The organism is Prevotella sp. HMSC077E09 (genome assembly GCF_001814685.1).
Classification (GTDB): domain Bacteria; phylum Bacteroidota; class Bacteroidia; order Bacteroidales; family Bacteroidaceae; genus Prevotella; species Prevotella oris.
Genome location: NZ_KV817599.1, coordinates 26,342 through 48,216, shown reverse-complemented (window position 1 = coordinate 48,216; position 21,875 = coordinate 26,342). Strand labels below are relative to the sequence as shown.

General features: G+C 41.2%; 15 protein-coding genes, 1 tRNA gene and 1 pseudogene. 15 read left to right on the top strand and 2 right to left on the bottom strand.

Annotated elements, in window-relative coordinates; translation table 11 throughout:
- The first annotated feature begins 136 nt into the window (after positions 1 to 136).
- From HMPREF2983_RS13010 to HMPREF2983_RS14095, 7 genes are all read left to right on the top strand, one after another.
- A tRNA-Ser gene (locus HMPREF2983_RS13010) sits at positions 137 to 224 on the top strand.
- A 668-nt stretch (positions 225 to 892) separates the two neighbouring features.
- Positions 893 to 1,669 (top strand): polysaccharide biosynthesis/export family protein, encoded by a 777-nt coding sequence (locus HMPREF2983_RS13005; RefSeq protein ID WP_004372664.1) that lies wholly within the window; start codon positions 893 to 895, stop codon positions 1,667 to 1,669.
- 94 nt (positions 1,670 to 1,763) lie between these two features.
- A complete protein-coding gene (gene glmS / locus HMPREF2983_RS13000; protein WP_070669106.1) occupies positions 1,764 to 3,608 on the top strand; it encodes a glutamine--fructose-6-phosphate transaminase (isomerizing) in 1,845 nt (614 codons plus the stop codon).
- Positions 3,609 to 3,621: 13 nt separating this feature from the next.
- Positions 3,622 to 5,508 (top strand): amidophosphoribosyltransferase, encoded by a 1,887-nt coding sequence (locus HMPREF2983_RS12995; protein ID WP_070669104.1) that lies wholly within the window; start codon positions 3,622 to 3,624, stop codon positions 5,506 to 5,508.
- Positions 5,509 to 5,566: 58 nt separating this feature from the next.
- On the top strand, positions 5,567 to 6,643 hold the full coding sequence (gene carA / locus HMPREF2983_RS12990) for a glutamine-hydrolyzing carbamoyl-phosphate synthase small subunit (protein WP_070669101.1): 1,077 nt from the start codon (positions 5,567 to 5,569) through the stop codon (positions 6,641 to 6,643).
- Between the two features lie 7 nt (positions 6,644 to 6,650).
- Complete coding sequence (carB, locus tag HMPREF2983_RS12985; protein WP_070669099.1) at positions 6,651 to 9,875, top strand: carbamoyl-phosphate synthase (glutamine-hydrolyzing) large subunit; 3,225 nt, start codon at positions 6,651 to 6,653, stop codon at positions 9,873 to 9,875.
- A 271-nt stretch (positions 9,876 to 10,146) separates the two neighbouring features.
- A complete protein-coding gene (locus HMPREF2983_RS14095; RefSeq protein ID WP_004372669.1) occupies positions 10,147 to 10,314 on the top strand; it encodes a PG1828 family lipoprotein in 168 nt (55 codons plus the stop codon).
- A gap of 652 nt (positions 10,315 to 10,966) precedes the next feature.
- Here the strand turns inward: HMPREF2983_RS14095 and hemW are convergent.
- Positions 10,967 to 12,121 (bottom strand): radical SAM family heme chaperone HemW, encoded by a 1,155-nt coding sequence (gene hemW, locus HMPREF2983_RS12975; protein WP_070669097.1) that lies wholly within the window; start codon positions 12,119 to 12,121, stop codon positions 10,967 to 10,969.
- A 139-nt stretch (positions 12,122 to 12,260) separates the two neighbouring features.
- Between hemW and HMPREF2983_RS12970 the strand changes: the two genes are divergently transcribed.
- From HMPREF2983_RS12970 to HMPREF2983_RS12935, 8 genes are all read left to right on the top strand, one after another.
- A complete protein-coding gene (locus HMPREF2983_RS12970) occupies positions 12,261 to 14,423 on the top strand; it encodes an elongation factor G (protein ID WP_070669095.1) in 2,163 nt (720 codons plus the stop codon).
- Between the two features lie 166 nt (positions 14,424 to 14,589).
- On the top strand, positions 14,590 to 16,152 hold the full coding sequence (locus HMPREF2983_RS12965) for a sensor histidine kinase (protein WP_070669093.1): 1,563 nt from the start codon (positions 14,590 to 14,592) through the stop codon (positions 16,150 to 16,152).
- 44 nt (positions 16,153 to 16,196) lie between these two features.
- Positions 16,197 to 16,895, top strand: a complete 699-nt coding sequence (locus HMPREF2983_RS12960; RefSeq protein WP_004372674.1) for a response regulator transcription factor RprY — start codon at positions 16,197 to 16,199, stop codon at positions 16,893 to 16,895.
- 368 nt (positions 16,896 to 17,263) lie between these two features.
- Positions 17,264 to 17,608, top strand: coding sequence for a 30S ribosomal protein S6 (gene rpsF, locus HMPREF2983_RS12955; RefSeq protein ID WP_004376498.1), 345 nt, complete (start codon positions 17,264 to 17,266; stop codon positions 17,606 to 17,608).
- A 2-nt stretch (positions 17,609 to 17,610) separates the two neighbouring features.
- Positions 17,611 to 17,883: a 30S ribosomal protein S18 gene (gene rpsR, locus HMPREF2983_RS12950; RefSeq protein ID WP_004372676.1), complete on the top strand. Its 273-nt coding sequence runs from the start codon at positions 17,611 to 17,613 to the stop codon at positions 17,881 to 17,883.
- A 19-nt stretch (positions 17,884 to 17,902) separates the two neighbouring features.
- Positions 17,903 to 18,421 carry a 50S ribosomal protein L9 gene (gene rplI, locus HMPREF2983_RS12945; RefSeq protein WP_070669091.1) on the top strand — a complete coding sequence of 173 codons (519 nt, stop codon included), beginning with the start codon at positions 17,903 to 17,905 and terminating at the stop codon, positions 18,419 to 18,421.
- 153 nt (positions 18,422 to 18,574) lie between these two features.
- Positions 18,575 to 19,462, top strand: coding sequence for an ACP S-malonyltransferase (gene fabD, locus HMPREF2983_RS12940; RefSeq protein ID WP_070669089.1), 888 nt, complete (start codon positions 18,575 to 18,577; stop codon positions 19,460 to 19,462).
- Positions 19,462 to 21,606, top strand: a complete 2,145-nt coding sequence (locus HMPREF2983_RS12935) for an alpha-amylase family glycosyl hydrolase (protein ID WP_070669087.1) — start codon at positions 19,462 to 19,464, stop codon at positions 21,604 to 21,606. The genes fabD and HMPREF2983_RS12935 overlap by 1 nt, the downstream gene beginning before the upstream one ends.
- A gap of 42 nt (positions 21,607 to 21,648) precedes the next feature.
- On the opposite strand, the pseudogene HMPREF2983_RS14205 reads toward HMPREF2983_RS12935, so the two are convergent.
- A pseudogene (locus HMPREF2983_RS14205) lies at positions 21,649 to 21,875 on the bottom strand (hypothetical protein); the annotation flags it as partial.

The window sequence follows — 21,875 nt, the reverse complement described above, 5'->3', positions numbered from 1 at the left end:
GAAAGTAGCAAAGGTACTTGTTTTCTATGACAAAACAGGCAAACATTCATTTTAATTGTCTTATACCGTATTTTTTTTGCTTTTTAATGGTAGAAATTAAAATAAAAGTGTTAGTTTTGCACCGCATTTAGAAAAAGGAAAGGTGCTCGAGTGGTTGAAGAGGCACGCCTGGAAAGCGTGTAACCGCCTAAAGCGGTTCGTAGGTTCGAATCCTATCCTTTCCGCGAAATGAAAGTGAGATGCTTTGTTTGAGTGTCTCACTTTTTGTATAAAACGGGTTGACAAGATTTGAGAAATACATCGTTATGTAAGATTTTATTCACTAAAAAAGTGCATCTGATTTTCCATGAAATAGAAAAGAACTTAGTGGAAAATATACTCTTGTATTGCCTTTTCGGTTATTCTGTGTCGTGATTTGTGTCACATTACACGGTGTTTAGCGTCACTTCAGCCTCTGCTCTGTGTCATTTTGCAGGCTAAAGTGAGGCTTGTTGCAAGCTGTTTCCAATGCTTTTCAATGTTGTTTGACATAGACAGAGTTGATATTTTGCCTGATAATTTAAGCTGTTCTCCTTGCTTTGGAGTTATATTGCTGGTTATCAGAGGTTTATTTATATGGCTCATAACTCGCGTATTTGCATCCTCCTTGGTTTTATTTTGAAACAGAGGCCTTCTTGAGAGGGGTTTTGTAAGATAATTTGCATGTCTGAGTTGTGTGCAAATCAACCTTACTTGATATCGCGTTTATGTGTAGATGAAGAATTCCCATGTAGGAAACGAGTTTGTTATTACCTGCAAATTGGTGGATAAGATTTATTTAATGAGTGAAAAATTTGCCATTCTGAAAAAATAGAATTAAATTTGCAAAGGTTTAATTTACCCAAATAAGGATATGAAGAAAACATTGTCTTCGCTGTTTGTTTTAGCGATAGTTTTATTTCTGAGTAGTTGTGCTTCGGTAAAGAAAGTGCCCTATTTTCAAAATATTGATCAAGTAGATTTCGCGGCATCTAAAGGCCTTTATGATGCGCATATCATGCCAAAAGACTTGTTGACGATTACTGTTAATACGGTTGATCCGGCGGTTTCAGCTCCATTTAATCTGACGGGAACCAACGGACAGAGCACCAGTAGTGCTTCCCAAGGTTATTTAGTTGACAACAAGGGGGATATAAATTTTCCCGTAATCGGCAAGATACATGTGACAGGTCTCACGAAAGAACAGTGTGAAGACTTGATAAAACGCAAGTTGGCCCCTTATCTTTCAGATGAAGAGAAGCCTATCGTTACAGTGCGGACATCAAGCTATCGCATCACGGTGATAGGTGAGGTTGGCTCTCCGGGAGTCATTCCCGTGTCAACGGAGAAGATGAGTATTATTGAGGCTTTGGCGCAGGCTGGTGACCTTACGGTTTATGGAAAGCGTGATAATATCATTCTCTTGCGCGAGAATGCTGACGGTGGAAAGGAGTATCATCGCTTGAACTTGAATGATGCGAACATCGTGAACTCTCCTTATTACTATTTGCAGCAAAACGATGTAATCTATGTTGAACCGAACAAGGTGAAGGCACGTAATTCGATAATCGGCACTTCGACGTCGCTTTGGTTCTCCTTTGTTGGGATAGTTACCAGTTTGACTTCTCTCTTAGTAACGGTGTTAAAATAGAATGAAAAAGAAGAATGAAGAATGATGATTGATTTCTAATCGGTTTCATTCTTCTTTTTTTAATATCACAGATATAAAATAATCAGACGAAAACATGTGTGGAATTGTAGGATATATAGGTAAGCGTGAGGCTTATCCCATTTTGATAAAGGGGCTTAAGAGATTGGAATATAGAGGATATGACAGTGCAGGAGTTGCATTGATAGATCGTGAAGACAATCTTAACGTCTATAAAACGAAAGGGAAAGTTGCTGATTTGGAGGCATTTTGTGCAGATAAGAATACGTCTGGATCAGTTGGAATAGCACATACACGTTGGGCTACCCATGGTGAGCCTTCATCCGTTAATGCCCATCCGCATTATTCTTCGTCTAAGAATTTAGCTATCATCCACAATGGAATTATTGAGAATTATGTAGAGATAAAGCGTAACCTGATAACCAAGGGAGTTGTATTTCAATCAGAAACGGATACGGAAGTACTTGTTCAGTTGATAGAATATGTGCAGGTGAAGAAGAACCTTGACACGCTGACTGCCGTGCAAGTGGCGCTTCATCAGGTGATTGGTGCCTATGCTATAGCCTTGCTTGACAGGCGTGAACCCAATCAGATTATAGCGGCACGCAAGCAGAGTCCTTTGGTTGTAGGCATCGGAAAAGATGAATTCTTCTTGGGTTCGGATGCCAGTCCGATAGTTGAATTCACTGATAAAGTGGTTTACCTGGAAGATGGAAATATAGCCGTGATGCGCTTGGGTGAAGAGTTGAAGGTTGTTAATCTGCTCAATCGGGAGCAGAATCCTTCGGTTCAAACCATTGATATCAACCTCGGTCAGATAGAAAAAGGTGGCTATCCACATTTTATGCTGAAAGAAATCTTTGAGCAACCTGATTGCTTGAAAACGTGTATGTGTGGGCGTATAAATGCTGAGGCTACAAATGTGACCTTGAGTGCTGTCATAGACAATAAAGACCGTTTGCTTCTGGCAAAACGAATTATCATTGTAGCTTGTGGTACAAGTTGGCATGCTGCACTGATTGGCAAGCAACTCATAGAAACCTATTGCCGTATACCTGTAAACGTAGAATATGCGAGTGAGTTCAGATATCGCAATCCGGTGGTTTCGAGTGATGACGTTGTTATTGCCATGTCGCAAAGCGGAGAAACGGCTGATACGTTGGCTGCTGTAGAACTTGCAAAGGCAGCCGGTGCTTTTATTTATGGCATTTGTAATGCTGTGGGGTCAAGTATACCTCGTGCAACTGATACTGGAAGCTATATTCATGTAGGGCCGGAAATCGGTGTTGCATCAACAAAAGCTTTCACTGGGCAAGTGATTGTATTGACAATGTTGGCTTTGGCACTGGCAAAAGAGAAAGGAACAGTGAGCAAAGAGGATTACGAAAGGGTTGTTAAAGAACTTTCTTTGATTCCTTACAAGATGCAGGAGGTGTTGAAGCTAAATGATAAAATAGCTAATCTGAGCCAAGTTTTCACTTATGCTCATAACTTTATTTATCTGGGACGCGGCTATAGTTATCCGGTTGCAATGGAAGGTGCATTGAAGTTGAAAGAAATCAGTTACATTCATGCTGAAGGTTATCCGGCTGCAGAAATGAAGCATGGACCAATCGCTTTGATTGATTCTGACATGCCCGTTGTCGTTATAGCAACGCACAATGCCATGTATGAGAAAGTGTTGAGTAATATTCAAGAGATCAAAGCACGCAAGGGGAGAGTGATTGCCTTGATAACCAAAGGGGATGAAACGATTAGCCGAATTGCAGACAAAGTTATCGAACTGCCTGAGACATTGGAATGTCTTGAACCTTTGTTGGCAACAATTCCTCTTCAACTTCTTGCATATCACATTGCAGTTTGTAAGAATAAGAATGTTGATCAGCCTCGAAATTTGGCGAAATCTGTTACCGTAGAATAATCAAATCAAAGAGATGGAAGAGATAAAGGAAGATTGTGGCGTTGCGTTGATACGCTTGTTGAAGCCACTTGAATACTATCAGCAGAAGTATGGCACTTGGATGTACGGCCTCAATAAACTCTATCTCATGATGGAGAAACAGCATAATCGAGGGCAGGAAGGTGCAGGATTGGCTTGTGTAAAGCTGAATTCGAGACCCGGACATGAGTATATGTTCCGTGAAAGGGCCGAGGGTTCGAATGCCATTACAGAGATATTTGGTAATGTACATAAGAATTATGCAGATGTAAGTCCTCAACAGTTATCGGATGTAGACTATGCAAAGGCACATCTTCCTTTTGCCGGAGAGCTTTATATGGGGCATCTTCGGTATAGCACAACGGGTAAGAGTGGCATTACGTATGTGCATCCTTTCTTGAGAAGAAACAATTGGCGGGCAAAAAATCTCTGCTTCTGTGGAAACTTCAACATGACTAATGTTGATGAAATCTTTGAGAAGTTGACCTTGCAGGGGCAGTGTCCCCGCATTTACAGTGATACGTACATCATGCTTGAACTCATGGGACATAGACTTGACCGTGAGGTCGAAAGGAATTTTGTCGAAGCCAGAAAGCAGAACCTTACGAATACTGATATTACCCGTTATATTGAAGATCATGTCAAGATGGAGAATGTCTTGAAAACTACAATGCCTGATTTTGATGGCGGTTATGTGGTGTGTGGTGTAACCGGAAGTGGGGAGATGTTCTCTATGCGTGACCCTTGGGGAATTCGTCCGGCATTCTATTACAAGAATGATGAAATGGTAGTGTTGGCAAGTGAACGTCCTGTTTTGCAGACAACCTTTGAACTTGAGTACGAAGATGTGAAGGAGTTGGAACCAGGAAAGGCGTTGATGGTGAAGAAAAACGGGGAATGTTCAATTGAAAGAATTCTTGAACCACGTGGTGATGCCGCTTGTTCTTTTGAGCGTATTTACTTCAGTCGAGGTTCTGACCGTGATATTTATAATGAGCGGAAGAAGTTAGGAGAGCAGTTGACAGAACAGATTTTGAAGGCTGTAAACTATGATACGGAGCACACAGTATTCTCTTATATTCCTAATACTGCCGAGGTTGCATATTATGGAATGTTAGACGGTTTCATGCGTTATCAGAATAACGAAAAGATAAAGAAGATTGAAGCGTTGGGACACGTGCCTACGCATGAGGAGCTTATGGCTATCATGCATGAAGGCGTTCGCTCTGAAAAGGTGGCTTGGAAAGATATTAAACTCCGCACATTTATCACGGAAGGAAACAGTCGTAATGATTTGGCGAGCCATGTTTATGATATAACTTATGGGAGCATAGAGGCCAATCAAGATAATCTTGTGATTATAGATGACAGTATTGTAAGAGGAACAACGCTGAAGAAGAGTATTCTTCGGATACTTGATCGTTTGCATCCGAAGAAGATGGTGATAGTAAGTAGTGCACCGCAGATACGTTACCCTGACTATTATGGCATTGATATGCCTTGCTTGGAAGAATTCTGTGTGTTCCGTGCAACTATTGCCTTGCTGAAAGAGCGATGCATGGAGAGTGTCATTTACGATACTTATAAGGCTTGCTTGGAAGAGCTTCGAAAGCCTAAGGAACAGATGATTAACCGGGTTCGCGCTATATATGCTCCGTTTACTGTTGACGAAATCAATGCAAAGATAGTGGAGATGCTTTGTCCGGAAAGTGTTTCTACACCAATAGAACTGGTTTATCAGAGCATTGAAGGACTTCATAAAGCGATCCCTTCGCAAAAGGGTGATTGGTATTTCACGGGGCATTACCCGACTCCGGGGGGGACAAAACTGTGTAATCAAGCTTTCATTAACTACTATGAACGAATAGAAAAAGGTTGTTGATGACAGATAATAGCAGAAGGATAAAATGATTTGTTTAAACTTTATATAAAGGTATATAATGAAGAACGTAACTTTAGTCTTGAGTGATGGAACTAAATTCCATGGCAAAAGTTTTGGCTATGATGCGCCTGTTGCCGGTGAGGTAGTTTTCAATACGGCAATGATGGGCTATCCGGAAAGTCTCACCGATCCCTCTTATGCAGGGCAGTTGATGACTTTGACTTATCCACTTGTGGGAAACTATGGTGTGCCTCCTTTCACTTTTGAAGCCAACGGACTCCCTACTTTCATGGAAAGCGATAGGATCTATGCCTCTGCAATCATCGTAAATGACTATAGTGAGGAATATAGTCATTGGAATGCAACAGAGAGTCTTGCCGATTGGTTGAAGCGTGAACATGTGCCAGGTATAACTGGAATTGATACGCGTGAGTTGACTAAAGTCTTGCGTGAACATGGTGTCATGATGGGAAAAATTATCTTTGATGACGAACCAGAAAACATACCTGAAGCTGATTATGAAGGTGTGAACTTTGTAGATAGGGTTTCTTGCAAGGAGATTATCAGATATAATGAAGGTGCAGGGAAGAAAGTGGTCTTGGTTGATTGCGGTGTGAAGGCTAATATTATTCGTTGTCTAATCAATCGAGGTGTGGAGGTTATCAGAGTTCCTTGGAACCATGATTACACCAATATGGAGTATGATGGCCTTTTCCTTGCCAATGGCCCGGGTGATCCTGATATGTGTTCTGATGTAGTTGATATCATCAAAAAGCAGATGAGCCAGACCACAAAGCCTATATGTGGTATCTGTATGGGTAACCAACTGCTTTCAAAAGCTGCAGGTGGTGAGATTTATAAACTGAAATATGGTCATCGTGGGCATAATCAACCAGTGCGTCTCGTGGGTACCGAGAAATGTTTTATTACGAGTCAGAACCATGGTTATGCTGTGAATGCAAAAACTTTAGGTAAGGATTGGGAAGAGTTATTCGTCAACATGAATGATGGTTCCAATGAAGGGATACGTCATAAAACGAATCCTTGGTTCTCAAGTCAGTTCCATCCAGAGGCTTGCTCGGGGCCTGTTGACACTGAGTTTATGTTTGATAAATTTGTAGAAACATTAAAGTAGAAAGACGATGAAAGACGAAAATATAAAGAAAGTGTTACTCCTTGGTTCGGGAGCCCTAAAGATTGGCGAAGCCGGAGAATTTGACTATTCGGGTTCACAGGCGCTTAAAGCATTGCATGAGGAGGGTATTGAGACCGTTCTTATCAATCCGAATATTGCTACAGTCCAGACTTCTGAAGGCGTTGCTGACCGGATTTACTTTCTTCCTGTGCAGCCTTATTTCGTGGAACGGGTTATTCAAAAGGAACATCCTGATGGCGTTTTGCTCTCTTTCGGTGGACAGACAGCGCTCAATTGTGGTGTGGAATTGGAACAAACGGGTGTGTTTGCAAAGTACGGTGTCAAGGTGTTGGGTACACCAGTTGCTGCCATTATGAATACTGAAGACCGTGAACTCTTTGTTGAACAGCTGAATGAAATTCATGTAAAAACCATTAAGAGTGAGGCTTGTGAAAATGTTGAAGAAGCCCGAAAAGCTGCGTCTTCTCTTGGTTATCCTGTCATCGTGCGTGCTGCTTATGCATTAGGTGGACTGGGTTCAGGCTTTGCTGATGATGAAACTGAACTGAACAAACTTTGTGAAAAGGCCTTTTCTTTTTCCCCTCAAGTGCTTGTTGAAAAGAGTTTAAAAGGCTGGAAAGAGATAGAATATGAGGTAGTGCGTGACCGTTATGACAACTGTGTGACGGTTTGTAACATGGAAAACTTCGACCCTTTGGGCATTCATACCGGTGAAAGTATTGTTATTGCACCTTCTCAGACATTGACTAATAGTGAATACCACAAGCTTCGCGCACTGTCAATCAAGATAGTTCGCCATATAGGTATTGTAGGAGAGTGTAACGTGCAGTATGCTTTCGACCCCAAGAGTGAGGACTATCGTGTTATTGAAGTTAATGCCCGATTGTCTCGTTCGTCTGCACTTGCCTCGAAAGCTACGGGCTATCCTTTGGCTTTTGTCGCTGCTAAATTAGGTATGGGCTACGGACTTTTTGAGTTGAAAAACTCTGTTACCCGAACGACCAGTGCTTTCTTTGAGCCTGCTCTCGATTATGTGGTCTGCAAAATTCCGCGTTGGGATCTTTCCAAATTCCACGGTGTAGACAAGGAATTGGGGTCGAGTATGAAGTCTGTCGGTGAAGTTATGGCTATTGGTCGTAACTTTGAAGAAGCTATTCAGAAAGGACTTCGCATGATTGGGCAAGGCATGCATGGTTTTGTTGAGAATAAGGAACTCAAGATTGAAGACCTTGATGCTGCTCTCCGTGAACCTACCGACAAGCGTGTTTTCGTCATATCGAAGGCCATGCACAAGGATTACACGGTAGATCAGATACACGAACTCACCAAGATTGACAAGTGGTTCTTGGAAAAACTGAAACACATTATTGATATTGATGAAACGTTAAAGAAGAACAATATCAATACTTTGGACAAGGAGTTGCTGCGTACGGCAAAGGTTTATGGTTTTACCGACTTCCAGATAGCACGTGCTATCGGGTTGGAAAAGGAAATAGGAAATATGCATAAGGCAGCCTTATTGGTTCGAAATAAGCGTAAGTTCTATGGCATCCTTCCTGTGGTGAAGCAGATTGATACCCTTGCTGCTGAGTATCCTGCACAGACGAATTACCTTTATGTTACCTATGGTGGCGTGAAGAGTGATATCACGTTTGAAAACGACAAACGCTCTGTTATCGTACTTGGTTCGGGTGCTTATCGTATTGGAAGTTCCGTTGAATTCGACTGGTGTGGTGTGCAGGCATTGAATACTATCCGCAAGGAAGGCTGGCGTTCTGTAATGATAAACTACAATCCAGAGACCGTTTCAACAGATTATGATATGTGTGATCGTCTTTATTTTGATGAATTGACATTCGAACGTGTTATGGATATCATCGAAATGGAAAATCCACATGGTGTGATTGTCAGTACGGGCGGACAGATCCCAAACAATCTGGCAATGAAGCTTGATGCACAGAATGTGCCTATCTTAGGTACCAAGGCACAGGATATTGACGGCGCAGAAGACCGTGCAAAATTCTCATCTATGCTGACCGAAAATGGCATCAATCAACCGGAGTGGAGTGCCTTGACGAGTATGGAAGATATAGATGAGTTTATCAGTAGAGTCGGTTTCCCCGTGCTTGTGCGTCCTTCTTATGTACTTTCCGGTGCAGCAATGAATGTATGTTCCAACGAAGAAGAACTGAAACGCTTCCTCCAATTGGCGGCAAATGTCAGCGAAGACCACCCTGTTGTAGTCTCAAAGTTCATTGAGCATGCTAAGGAAATCGAGATGGATGCCGTAGCTAAGAATGGAGAGATACTTGCTTATGCTATCAGTGAGCATATAGAGTTTGCCGGAGTTCACTCTGGAGATGCCACCATTCAGTTTCCCCCGCAAAAGCTCTACGTAGAGACGGTGCGTCGTATTAAACGTATAAGTCGGCAGATTGCCAAGCAACTTCATATCAACGGCCCTTTCAACATTCAGTTTATGGCCCGAGATAATGACATACTGGTTATCGAGTGTAATCTGCGTGCCAGTCGTTCATTCCCATTTGTAAGTAAGGTATTGAAGATTAATCTTATAGAATTGGCTACGCGAGTGATGCTTGGACTGCCTGTTGAGAAGCCAAGTAAGAACCTTTTCGACCTTGATTATGTGGGCATCAAGGCCAGTCAATTCTCTTTCAACCGTTTGCAGAAGGCCGATCCTGTGCTGGGTGTTGATATGAGCTCTACGGGAGAAGTTGGCTGTTTGGCTGATGATACGAATGCCGCGCTGTTGAAAAGCATGCTGTCTGTAGGGCAGCGAATTCCTAAGAAGACAGTACTGCTTTCTACAGGTGGTGCAAAACAGAAAGTTGATATGCTTGATGCTGCCAAACAATTGGTTGCACATGGCTATGAACTCTATGCTACTGGTGGCACCAGTAAGTTCCTCGAAGAGAATGGTATAGCCAATACGCGGGTTTACTGGCCATCGGAAGAGGGACAACAACCACAGGCTTTGGATCTGTTGCACGAGCGAAAGATTGATCTGGTCGTTAATATTCAGAAGAACCTGACGGTGCATGAACTGACTAATGGTTATAAAATTCGGCGTGCTGCGATTGACCTTAATGTGCCACTGATTACGAATAGCCGCTTGGCAAGTGCTTTCATCAATGCTTTCTGCACGATGACACTTGATGATATTGATATTAAATCCTGGAACGAATACTAAGGATAAAGGTTTCATAGAAATGTTTCCGGCTGATTTTTACCTGTCGGAGATATCTCTTATCTTCAGTGATAAGTATTATCCTCAATAGTTAATTATTTTGTTAACATTATTTTAATATTCATAAGTTACTGTGTATCAACTGTTTAATAAAAAGTTACAGAGAGAACAAAAAAAAGTCGTTAAAAGTTGAATGTCATATAAAAAAAATACTTATCTTTGCATCGTTTTAATAAACAAATGATTGTTTTACAGATTTAAAAAAGCAAAGAAAATGAAGAAATTAGTTTTAATGTTCGTAGCTGTAGCAGCTATCTCTTTCGCATCTTGTGGTAACAAAACTGCAGCAAATGCTGGTAATAACGACTCTGACTCTATTGCTCAGGTTGATACTGCTGATACTGCTGCTGTTGACACAGCTGCTGCTGACACTGCAAAATAATTTTGCACTCGAACTGAAAAAATGAGAGATTGCCGCTGAACCATTAAGGTTCAGCGGTTTTTTTGTTTGTAGTTATTCTTTGAATGTCGCCTGTTGATATTCTAATTTAGCAGTGACTGTGTTTCCATGCCTTCTTTCTTTTGTAAAGATTACTGTCACTTTTTAATACTTCCGAGTAGTTTATTCTGGAGAAATAAAGCTGATAGATGGTGCAAAAAAGAGCATGTTGTTTTGTACTCTGGTGAAGGTTAGGGTGTAATCTGCCTCGTTATACATTGCAATTTGAGTCTAATTGCCAGGCTTTTTGACTCAAAACGCGTGATGATTTGAAGCATATTGCGTGGTGTTTTGATGCAAATTGCAGTACTTTTTTGCATGATATTGTATCGCTTTTTGGCTTTACTTTTGTAATGTTTTGAATGTCAATGGATTATGAAACACTGGAAAAACACGTGTATTTGGAAGAGGAATTTATTTTGTTTCGAAAGTATGAACATTGTAACGAGATTTGTTAAATCATTTGATAAGAATTAACATATAATTCGCTCTTTGAAGTTATTGCTTGCAAGATAGGATAAATTAATGAATGGATGAGGTATATTGAATGTATAGGTTTATGCAGGCGAAGAGGTATTTAGATGATTGTTGATACTTAATCTTCAATGTATATGAGGTCGCTCATGATGTCGTCAGACGTGAAAAGTCCTTTCCTTGTGAGTGAGAGATGATGTTTTGAAAGTTCTATGTTGCCTAAGTCAAGATGCGGTTTTGCCTCGTGGAGCAGGTAGTTGAGACGTTCTTCTCCGTATTTTCTTTTGAAATTTGTCAGGTTAATGCCTTCACGTGTGCGGAGTGCCGTGGTTATCAAGTCGTTGTATTGCATGTTTTGATTAAGGATTTCGATTTCATAGGGAAGCCGGTTGCATGCGATACTGTTCATATAAGTCTTGATGTTGCTGATATTCCATTTGCGGGTTCCATGGCCGTAACTATGAGCAGAAGCACCAAGGCCGATGTAGGGAACCTCATGCCAATAGCTGCTGTTGTGCAGACTTCGATAGCCTGGCCGGGCAAAGTTGCTGATTTCATAGTGCTCATAGCCTGCTTTGGTGAGCAGGTTTATAAGCATCTCATACATGGCAAGGCTTGTTTCTTCGTCAATATCTTTTATTTTCTTCTCCTGCTTCATGTGGAAAAGCGGTGTACCTTCTTCATACATCAGACTGTAAGCTGAAATGTGTTCTACATTAAGTTTAATAGCTTCTTGCAGATCGGTCTGCCATTCTTTCATGGTTTCTTCAGGGAAGCCAAACATGAGGTCGATGCTGATATTCTTGATACCTACATGACGTAAATGGTTCACGGCTTGCATAATTTTTTCTCGGTTGTGGCGGCGGTGAAGAAACCGGAGGCGATTATTGTTGAATGTTTGTGCACCCATGCTGACACGGTTGACATTGAGCGTGGCAAGGCGGGCAGCAAAAGCCTCGGTCACATCGTCGGGATTGCACTCTATAGTCAGTTCGCGCAGGTCGATATGTTTGCCCCATACCTTATATATATATAATAGAATCTGTTCCAATTGATTTCCAGAGAGCATGCTTGGCGTACCTCCACCCAAGTAAATGGTGGTGATGGTATTTTCGGTATCGGCCTGTTCTCCTGTGATTTCTGTTTGGCGCAAGTCCATTTCATGACAGAGCATGTCAACATATTGCTGATGGAGTGACTGCTGGGTTGTGCTGTAGAAGCCACAGTAGATGCAGCGACTTGCACAAAAGGGAATATGAATGTATAGACCTGCCATGTTGTTTTTTTATGACAAAATTACTAATTTTCCTAAAATATTCTTGGTCAGTATGTCTTTTTTTTCTAACTTAGAGGCCAACAAAGGTATAATGCCTTTAGAAACCATGAATTATTACTAACGCTTTAAATCTTTTGATATGAGAGTTTATCAAACGAATGAAATCAAAAACATTGCATTGCTTGGCAGTGCGGGCAGCGGCAAGACTACACTTGCCGAGAGTATGCTTTTTGAAGCCGGAGTCATTAAACGCCGTGGCAGTGTTGAGGCAAAGAACACTGTAAGCGATTATTTTCCGGTTGAGTTGGAATATGGTTATTCTGTATTTCCAACTGTTTTTCATGTTGAGTGGAACAATAAGAAGCTGAATATTATTGATTGTCCGGGAAGTGATGACTTCGTAGGAGGTGCTATAACTTCATTGAATGTAACAGATGAGGCGGTTATTTTGATTAACGGTCAGTATGGCCCAGAGGTTGGAACACAGAATAATTTCCGGTATACGGAGAAGCTTAAGAAGCCTGTTATTTTCTTGATTAATCAGTTGGATAGCGATAAATGTGATTTTGACAGCATCATAACTTCGATGCAGGATATCTATGGTTCGAAATGTGTTCCTGTGCAATACCCCTTGCAGACAGGGCCAGGTTTCAATGCACTTATTGATGTTCTGTTAATGAAGAAGTATTCATGGAAACCCGAAGGCGGTGCACCTATCATTGAAGATATTCCTGCTGAGGAAATGGACAGGGCCATGGAACTTCATAAAGCCTTGGTTGAAGCAGCAGCTGAGAACGATGAAACCTTGATGGAGAAGTTCTTTGAAGAAGAAACCTTGACCGAAGATGAATTACGCGAAGGTATTCGTAAAGGTCTTGTTACGCGTAGTATATTCCCTGTTTTCTGTGTTTGTGCAGGCAAGGATATGGGCGTTCAGCGTCTGATGGAATTCCTCGGAAACGTGGTTCCTTTCGTTAGTGAGATGCCAAAGTTACATAATACACGCGGAGAAGAAGTTGCACCTGATCCGGCAGGTCCCACCAGTTTGTATTTCTTCAAGACAGGAATGGAACCGCATATTGGTGAGGTCAGCTATTTTAAAGTGATGAGTGGACAGGTGAAACCAGGTGATGATTTGACGAATGCCGACCGTGGAAGCCGTGAGCGTATTGGTCAGATTTACGCTTGTGCAGGTGCAAATCGTATCGCTGTTGATTCTCTGAATGCCGGTGATATCGGTTGTACGGTTAAATTGAAAGATGTGAAGACTGGTAATGCCTTGAATGGTAAAGACTGTGATTGGCGTTATAATTTCATCAAATATCCAAATTCAAAATACAGCAGAGCTATAAAGGCTGTCAATTCGCAAGACACAGAGAAGCTGATGGCTGCTATGATAAAGATGCATCAGGAAGACCCAACGTGGGTGGTTGAGCAAAGCAAAGAGTTGCGACAGATTATTGTTCACGGCCAGGGAGAATTCCATTTAAGAACGTTGAAGTGGCGTCTTGAAAACAATGAGAAGCTGCAGGTAAAGTTTGGTGAGCCTCGAATTCCATATCGTGAGACTATTACCAAGAAAGCAAAGGCGGAGTATAGGCATAAGAAACAGAGTGGCGGTGCTGGTCAGTTCGGTGAAGTGCATCTGATAGTAGAGCCATATGCAGAGGGTATGCCTGATCCAACTCACTATAATTTCAATGGGCAAGAGTTCAAAATGAACATCAAAGGCAAGGAAGTTGTCGACTTGGAGTGGGGTGGTAAGTTGGTATTCATCAATTCTGTTGTTGGTGGTGCTATTGATGCTCGCTTCATGCCTGCCATTCTGAAAGGTGTGATGGATTGTATGGAACATGGTCCGTTGACTGGAAGTTATGCACGAGATGTGCGGGTTGTTGTCTATGACGGTAAAATGCATCCGGTTGACAGTAACGAACTTTCGTTTATGTTGGCAGCTCGTCATGCCTTCGCAGATGCTTTCAGAAATGCAGGTCCGAAGATTTTGGAACCAATTTATGATTTGGAAGTGTTTGTTCCAGCCGACTTCATGGGTGATGTCATGAGTGATCTGCAGGGACGAAGAGCACTGATTATGGGTATGGATACAGAAGCGGGTTATCAGAAGCTGCAGGCAAAGATTCCATTAAAAGAATTGAGTAACTATAGTATTTCATTGAGTTCGCTGACAGGTGGACGAGCTTCATTCACAACAAAGTTTGCAAGTTATGAGCTTGTTCCAACAGAACTTCAAACTTCACTGATTAGTGAACATGCTGCAGAGCTGGCAGAAGAAGAGGAATAATCTGTGACTGATTGAAGATTGAAGAGGCAAGAATTTAATTATTCTTGCCTCTTTTATTTGCATATATAAAACTACAGTTTCGATTGTTTGTTAAAATTGATAAATATAGATGATTTATTTAACACAACGATGTTAACTAATTAAGATTTAGTTTATCTTTGCGATTATGAAGAAAAGAACGATATGGACAATTGCTATCATTATGGGGCTTTCATTTATGGGGCTTCTTTTCCTGCAGTTGAGCTATATACAGGAGATGGCAGAGATGAAGAAAGAGCAGTTTGACGAGTCTGTCAATCGTGCCCTTTATCAAGCTTCACGCAATCTTGAATTGAATGAAACGCTTAGGTATCTGGAAAAAGATGTGAAAGAGACGGAGCGGCGTTCTTTTATTCGTGATTCCATTGGAACGCGTTCAGGACAGCCCAATGATGGGACAATACAGCAGAGTCGTCAGTATTCAACAATAGGAAAAGATGGAACCGTTTATTCCTCATTTGAATTGAAAACTATCGCAACCAAGCCAGCGTCTATGCCGAAAGGGATGATTGTAAAAACAGATAAGAGTTCGCTTTCGGAGGCATCTAAATCTTTACAGGAAATTGTTAAGAACCGCTATGTATATCAGAAAGCTTTGTTGGATGAAGTAGTTTATTCTATTTTGTACTCTGCTTCGGATAAGCCTTTGAAAGAACGCATTAACTTCAAGCTGTTGGATCAGGATTTGAAAGCGGAATTAATGAATAATGGTATCAATATTCCCTATCATTTTACGGTCTCTACACAGGACGGAAGAGTGGTTTATCGTTGCCCCGACTATTCTGATGAAGGTGAAGAATTTACCTATTCACAGGTGTTGTTCAGAAATGATCCCCAGGCGAAAATGGGTGTTGTGAAGATACATTTTCCGGATATGAATAACTATATATTCTCCAGTATCCGTTTCATGATACCGAGTATAATCTTTACATTGGTACTTTTAATAACGTTTGTCTTCACGATAGTTGTTATCTTCAGATCCAAGCGCTATAGCGAAATCAAGAATGATTTCATAAACAATATGACGCATGAGTTAAAGACCCCGATAGCCAGTATCTCTTTAGCTGCACAAATGTTGAATGACAAGAGTGTGACCATGAACGAGACGATGATGGTACATTTGGGAGGAGTTATCAATGATGAAAGCCGTCGTTTGCGTTTCTTGGTAGAAAAAGTGCTGCAGATGAGCATGTATGACCGTAAGAAAGCGGTACTTAAAAATCGTGAGGTTGATATCAACGAAATGATTGAGAGCATAGGAAATTCGTTCACATTGCGTGTAGAGCATACGGGAGGAAAGGTTTATACGGATATAGAAGCGGTAGATTCAACGGTTTATGTAGACGAGATGCATTTTCAGAATGTGATTTTCAATCTTTTGGATAATGCGGTGAAATACAAGAAGCCAGATAAGCCATTGAATGTCTATCTCAAGACATGGAATGAAGGAAAGAAGGTTTGCGTGTCGGTAAAGGATACGGGATTGGGCATTAAGAAAGAAAATTTGAAGAAGGTTTTTGATAAGTTTTATCGCGTTCATACCGGTAATGTTCATGATGTCAAGGGCTTCGGACTTGGCTTGGCCTATGTTAAAAAGATGGTTGATCTTCAAGATGGGGAGATTTATGTTGACAGTGAATATGGAAAAGGTACTACCTTTACGATAAAATTGCCGTTTGTAGAAAACTAACTTTGAAGTTATAATAGATTACTAACATTTAAAATAATGAAGTTATGGAAGACAAGTTGAAAATTCTTTTGTGCGAAGATGACGAAAACTTAGGTATGCTTCTTCGTGAATATTTACAGGCAAAAGGTTTTGCCGCTACGCTTTGCCCTGATGGTGAGGTTGGTTATAGAGAGTTCTTGAAGAATAAATTTGATATCTGTGTGCTTGATGTAATGATGCCAAAGAAAGATGGTTTCACTTTGGCACAGGAAATCCGTCAGGCCAATGCTGAAATTCCAATTATTTTCCTTACAGCTAAAACTTTAAAGGAAGATATCCTTGAAGGCTTTAAGATTGGTGCTGACGATTACATTACCAAGCCTTTCTCTATGGAAGAACTCGTGTTCCGTATTGAGGCCATCCTGCGTCGCGTACGTGGCAAGAAGAATAAGGAAAGTACGCTTTATCATATTGGTAAGTTTACATTTGATACCCAGAAGCAGTTGCTTGTTATAGGTGAAAAGCAGACAAAGTTGACAACCAAGGAGAATGAACTGCTTGCGTTGCTGTGTTCACACGCAAATGAAATTCTTCAGCGTGATTTTGCCTTGAAGACGATATGGATTGATGATAACTATTTCAATGCGCGTTCTATGGATGTGTATATTACGAAGTTGCGTAAGCATTTGAAAGATGATCCACAGATTGAAATCATCAATATTCATGGTAAAGGCTATAAGCTGATTACACCAGAAGAGGATTAAAATGAGATTCTAATAGTTAGTTTGGCGTTTGTCATTTATTGTGTGACCGATAATTCCAATAATGACAAGCGCCAAACTTGTGAAAAGTATCCAGTTATGGTGGTGTAGATTTAGGAAATGGTGGGCACATAAGAGCGCAACTCCTAAATATACAAGTGGTAACCCAATATATTGAATGGCATGCTTGAGCATTGTTGAATAGAATTTCTTCATTATTAAAAGTTTGGTACAAAAGTACGAAATAATTTGTTTATGTCATTAAAAAACAGTACTTTTGCATCGCATTTCTGAAATATAGGTTCTTTAAGACTTGTTTTTATGGGATGTAATTTAAATATTTAAATAATAATTTTTTCAATTTTATTAGTATGAATCAATACGAAACCGTTTTCATTTTGACTCCCGTTTTGTCTGATGAACAGATGAAGGAAACGGTCGCTAAATTCAAGAAACTTCTCACCGATAACGGTGCTGAAATTCTGAATGAAGAGGCTTGGGGACTGAAGAAGATGGCTTACGCTATCGACAAGAAATCAACAGGCTTCTATTGTCTGATTGAGTTCAAGGGCGAGCCATCAATCATTAACACTCTCGAGACAGGTTATCGTCGCGATGAGAAAGTTATTCGTTACATGACTGTACGTCTTGACAAGTATGCTGCACAGTATGCTGAAAAGCGTAGAAACAAACTTGGTAAAAAAGAGGAGGCTTAATTATGGCAGAGCAGAAAAAGACAGAAATCCGTTATTTGACAGCTCCTTCAATCGACACTCGTAAGAAGAAGTATTGTCGTTTTAAGAAGAGCGGAATTAAGTATATTGACTACAAGGATCCTGAATTCTTGAAGAAGTTCTTGAATGAGCAGGGTAAGATTTTACCTCGCCGTATTACAGGTACATCTTTGAAGTATCAGCGTCGTGTGGCACAGGCTGTAAAGCGTGCTCGCCAGATAGCACTGCTTCCATATGTAACCGATTTGATGAAATAATTAAGGAGGAACTGTCAATATGGAAATTATACTGAAAGAAGATATTATCGGACTTGGATACAAGAATGATATTGTAAATGTAAAGAATGGTTATGGACGCAACTACCTGATTCCAACAGGTAAAGGCGTTATTGCTTCTGAATCTGCAAAGAAGGTCTTGGCTGAGAACTTGAAGCAGCAGGCTCACAAGCTTGCAGCAATTAAGGCTGAAGCAGAGAAGAAAGGAAGTGCTTTGGATGGCGTTTCACTTACTATTGCAGCAAAGGTTAGTGCTACTGGTGCTCTCTATGGTTCTGTAAATGCTGCTATCGTTGCAGAGGAACTTGCTAAGAAGGGTATCGAAGTTGACCGTAAGATTATCACCATGCACGATATTAAGAAGGTTGGTGAGTTTGAGGCAACTGTTCACTTCCACAAAGAGGTCGAGGTTAAGGTTCCTGTAATTGTTGTTGCAGAGAACGCACCTGTTGAAGCAGCTCCTGTAGAGGAGGCTCCAAAAGCAGAGGAAGAAGTTGAAGAAGCTCCTGCTGCAGAATAATTATAGCGCAACGATTATTGCACTGTAAAGCAAATCTATATAAATCCCGAGAACAACTTGTTTGTTCTCGGGATTTTCTTTTATCTATGCATGTTTCTGCTTTTTTTTTTGTATTTTTGCAGCATACATCATAAAACATAAAATTAAAAGAAAATGAAAGCTTTTGTATTTCCGGGGCAGGGTGCCCAGTTTGTTGGTATGGGCAAGGACCTATATGAGAATAATGCTCTTGCAAAAGAGCTTTTCGATAAAGCAGATGAAATTCTTGGTTTCAAGATTACAGAGATTATGTTCAATGGGACTGATGAACAGTTAAAGGAAACCAAGGTGACACAGCCTGCTGTTTTCCTGCATAGTGTTATTCAGGCTCTTTGTTTGGGGGAGGAGTTTAACCCAGATATGGTTGCAGGTCATTCATTGGGAGAATTCTCTGCGCTTGTTGCTTCGGGTGCTTTGAGTTTTGAGGATGGCTTGAAGTTAGTTGCATCGCGTGCCAATGCCATGCAGAAAGCGTGTGAAGTAAATCCTGGAACAATGGCTGCAATTATTGGTCTTCCAGATGAGAAGGTTGAAGAAATTTGTGCTTCTGTAAGTTCTGAAGATAACATAGTTGTAGCCGCAAACTACAATTGCCCTGGTCAGTTGGTTATTTCTGGAAATGTAGATGCTGTCAATTCTGCTTGTGAAAAACTGAAGGAGGCTGGTGCAAAGCGTGCTCTGCCTTTGAAAGTCGGTGGCGCATTCCATTCTCCATTGATGCAGCCAGCCAAGGATGAGTTGCAGGCAGCTATTGAAGCAACTACATTCAATACGCCAAAGTGTCCTGTTTATCAGAATGTTGATGCAAAAGCGCATACAGATGCTTCTGAGATAAAGAATAACTTGATAGCTCAGCTTACAAGTCCTGTTCGCTGGACTGCAAGTGTCCAGGCTATGATTAGCGACGGTGCAGATGATTTCACAGAGTGTGGACCTGGCAAGGCTTTACAAGGCATGATTGGCAGGATAGACAGGAATGTTAATGCTCATGGCATTGCATAATGAAAGATAAAATCGTAATATATCAAGTATTACCCAGACTTTTCGGCAATCGTAATGAGGCTCTTGTGGAGTCCGGCACGATTGCCGAAAATGGTTGTGGTAAGTTCTCTTCGTTTGATGACGAAACGCTGAAGACAATTCATGACATGAGATTTACCCATATTTGGTTTACGGGTATCTTGCGGCATGCTACACAAACTGATTATTCTGCTTTTGGACTTCCACGTCAACACGCAGAAGTGGTAAAGGGAAAAGCCGGCTCTCCTTATGCTATTGCAGATTACTATGACGTAGATCCGGACCTTGCGGATGATGTCTCGCAGCGTATGACAGAATGGGAGGAGTTGATAAAGCGCACCCATGATGCAGGCATGAAAGTGATTATGGATTTTGTGCCTAATCATGTTGCTCGTGAGTACAAGTCTGTCTGCAAACCAGTTGGTGTGCGTGATCTGGGTGAGGATGATGACACTTCATTAGCTTTTTCGACAAGGAATAATTTCTATTATTGTTGGGGAACCCCGCTTGATCTTAGTCTAATAACATCAGATGTAAGTTATAGTGAAATCCCTGCTAAGGCAACAGGCAATGACTATTTTGGTGCACGCCCGGGAGTTAATGACTGGTATGAGACCATTAAGTTGAATTATGGTATAGACTACTGTGATGCAGGGGGTAAAAGCTATCATTTTGATCCACGTCCTGATACCTGGGATAAAATGACAGATATCCTTTTGTTTTGGGCTTCAAAAGGTATAGATGGATTCAGATGCGACATGGCAGAGATGGTGCCGACCGAATTCTGGAACTATGCTATTTCTAAAGTAAAGGAACGATGTCCTTCTTTATTGTTCATTGGTGAAGTTTACGACAGATCACAATATCGCACATATATCGCAAATGGTTTCGACTATCTTTATGATAAAGTCGGCATGTATGATTGTTTGCGGGGTGTCATTACGGGTACACGTAGTGCAAATGAAATCACCCATTGGTGGCAGGCTACGGATGATATCAACGAACATATGCTCTACTTCCTCGAAAATCATGATGAACAGCGTATAGCAAGTGATTTCTTTGCGGGAGAAGGTGATAAGGCAATCCCTGCTGCCGCGGTTGCAATCTTGATGCGAACCAATCCTTTTATGCTTTATAGTGGACAGGAATTCGGCGAAAGGGGAATGGATCATGAGGGTTTCAGCGGTACAGATGGAAGAACAACAATCTTCGATTATTGGTCACTGTCGACTGTGCGTCGGGCTTTTACCGATTGCAATCTGTTGACAGATGAGGAGAGAAAACTTTCAGACTCGTACCGCACTTTGCTGAATATTGCACATCGTGAAGCAGCTGTCCGTGAGGGTGAATTCTTTGATCTCACCTATGCTAATCAGGCTCAAGAAGGGTTTGATTCGTGTCGTGAGTATGCTTTTTTAAGGAAGAAAGGCGATATCATCATATTGGTCGTTGCCAATTTTTCTTCCTCCGACAGGCTTTCTGATGTTATTATTCCGGCACATGCCTTTGATTTTTGGCAAATGCCCGAAATGAAAGTGTTATCTCGTGAGTTGTTTTCCGGTAGGTATGTGGGAATGAAATTGATGCGCGATTCGTCTGTCCGTGTGAAAGTTCCAGCCCATGGTTGTGGGATTTTTAAGTTTAGTTTGAATATGAAAGACAGTGATTATTTGTTCAATGAGCATCACAAGAAAGAGTTCCCACCGGCTCATACGGCAGAACATCTGCTCAATCAGTTGATGATGCGTATGTTCCATTGTGAGCGCAGCTACAATGCGCATATTGAACGAAAGAAGAGCAAAATGAGCTTCATCCTGGAGCAGAAACCAACCCGACAGCAGGAGAAGGAGATTGAAAGAAGGATGAATGAACTTATCCAAGAAGATATGCCTATCACTTATGAACTTGTCGACAGAGACCATGTCCCTGCGGATGTGAAACTTGATCGACTCCCTGATGATGCATCAGAAATGCTTCGTTTGGTTCATATTGGCAATTTTGATGTCTGTCCTTGTTTAGGGAAACATGTAAGATCAACGTCTCAAATAGGGCGGTTCGAGTTGTTAGGTACAAATTGGGATGAACTGAAACATTCTTTCAGGATACGTTTCAAGGTCGTCCAGTAGAAGTTTATATAAAATGATGTTTTCTTTGTCAAAAAGAGAACATCATTTTTTTATATGCGATATTTTTCTTTCCTTTGCAATGTAATCCGTAAAATCGGAGTTTCGCTGGGGCGGCGGAGATAAAAAAACAGCTTTCCGAGGTCTCGGATGAGCAGAAAACAGGAAAAAATGGCTTTCCGAGGTCTCGGATGAGCAGAAAACAGTAAAAACAGCGTTTCGGGCACAGCCGAAAGCGAAAAAACGGAGAAAATCGACTTTCGGGCGTCCCC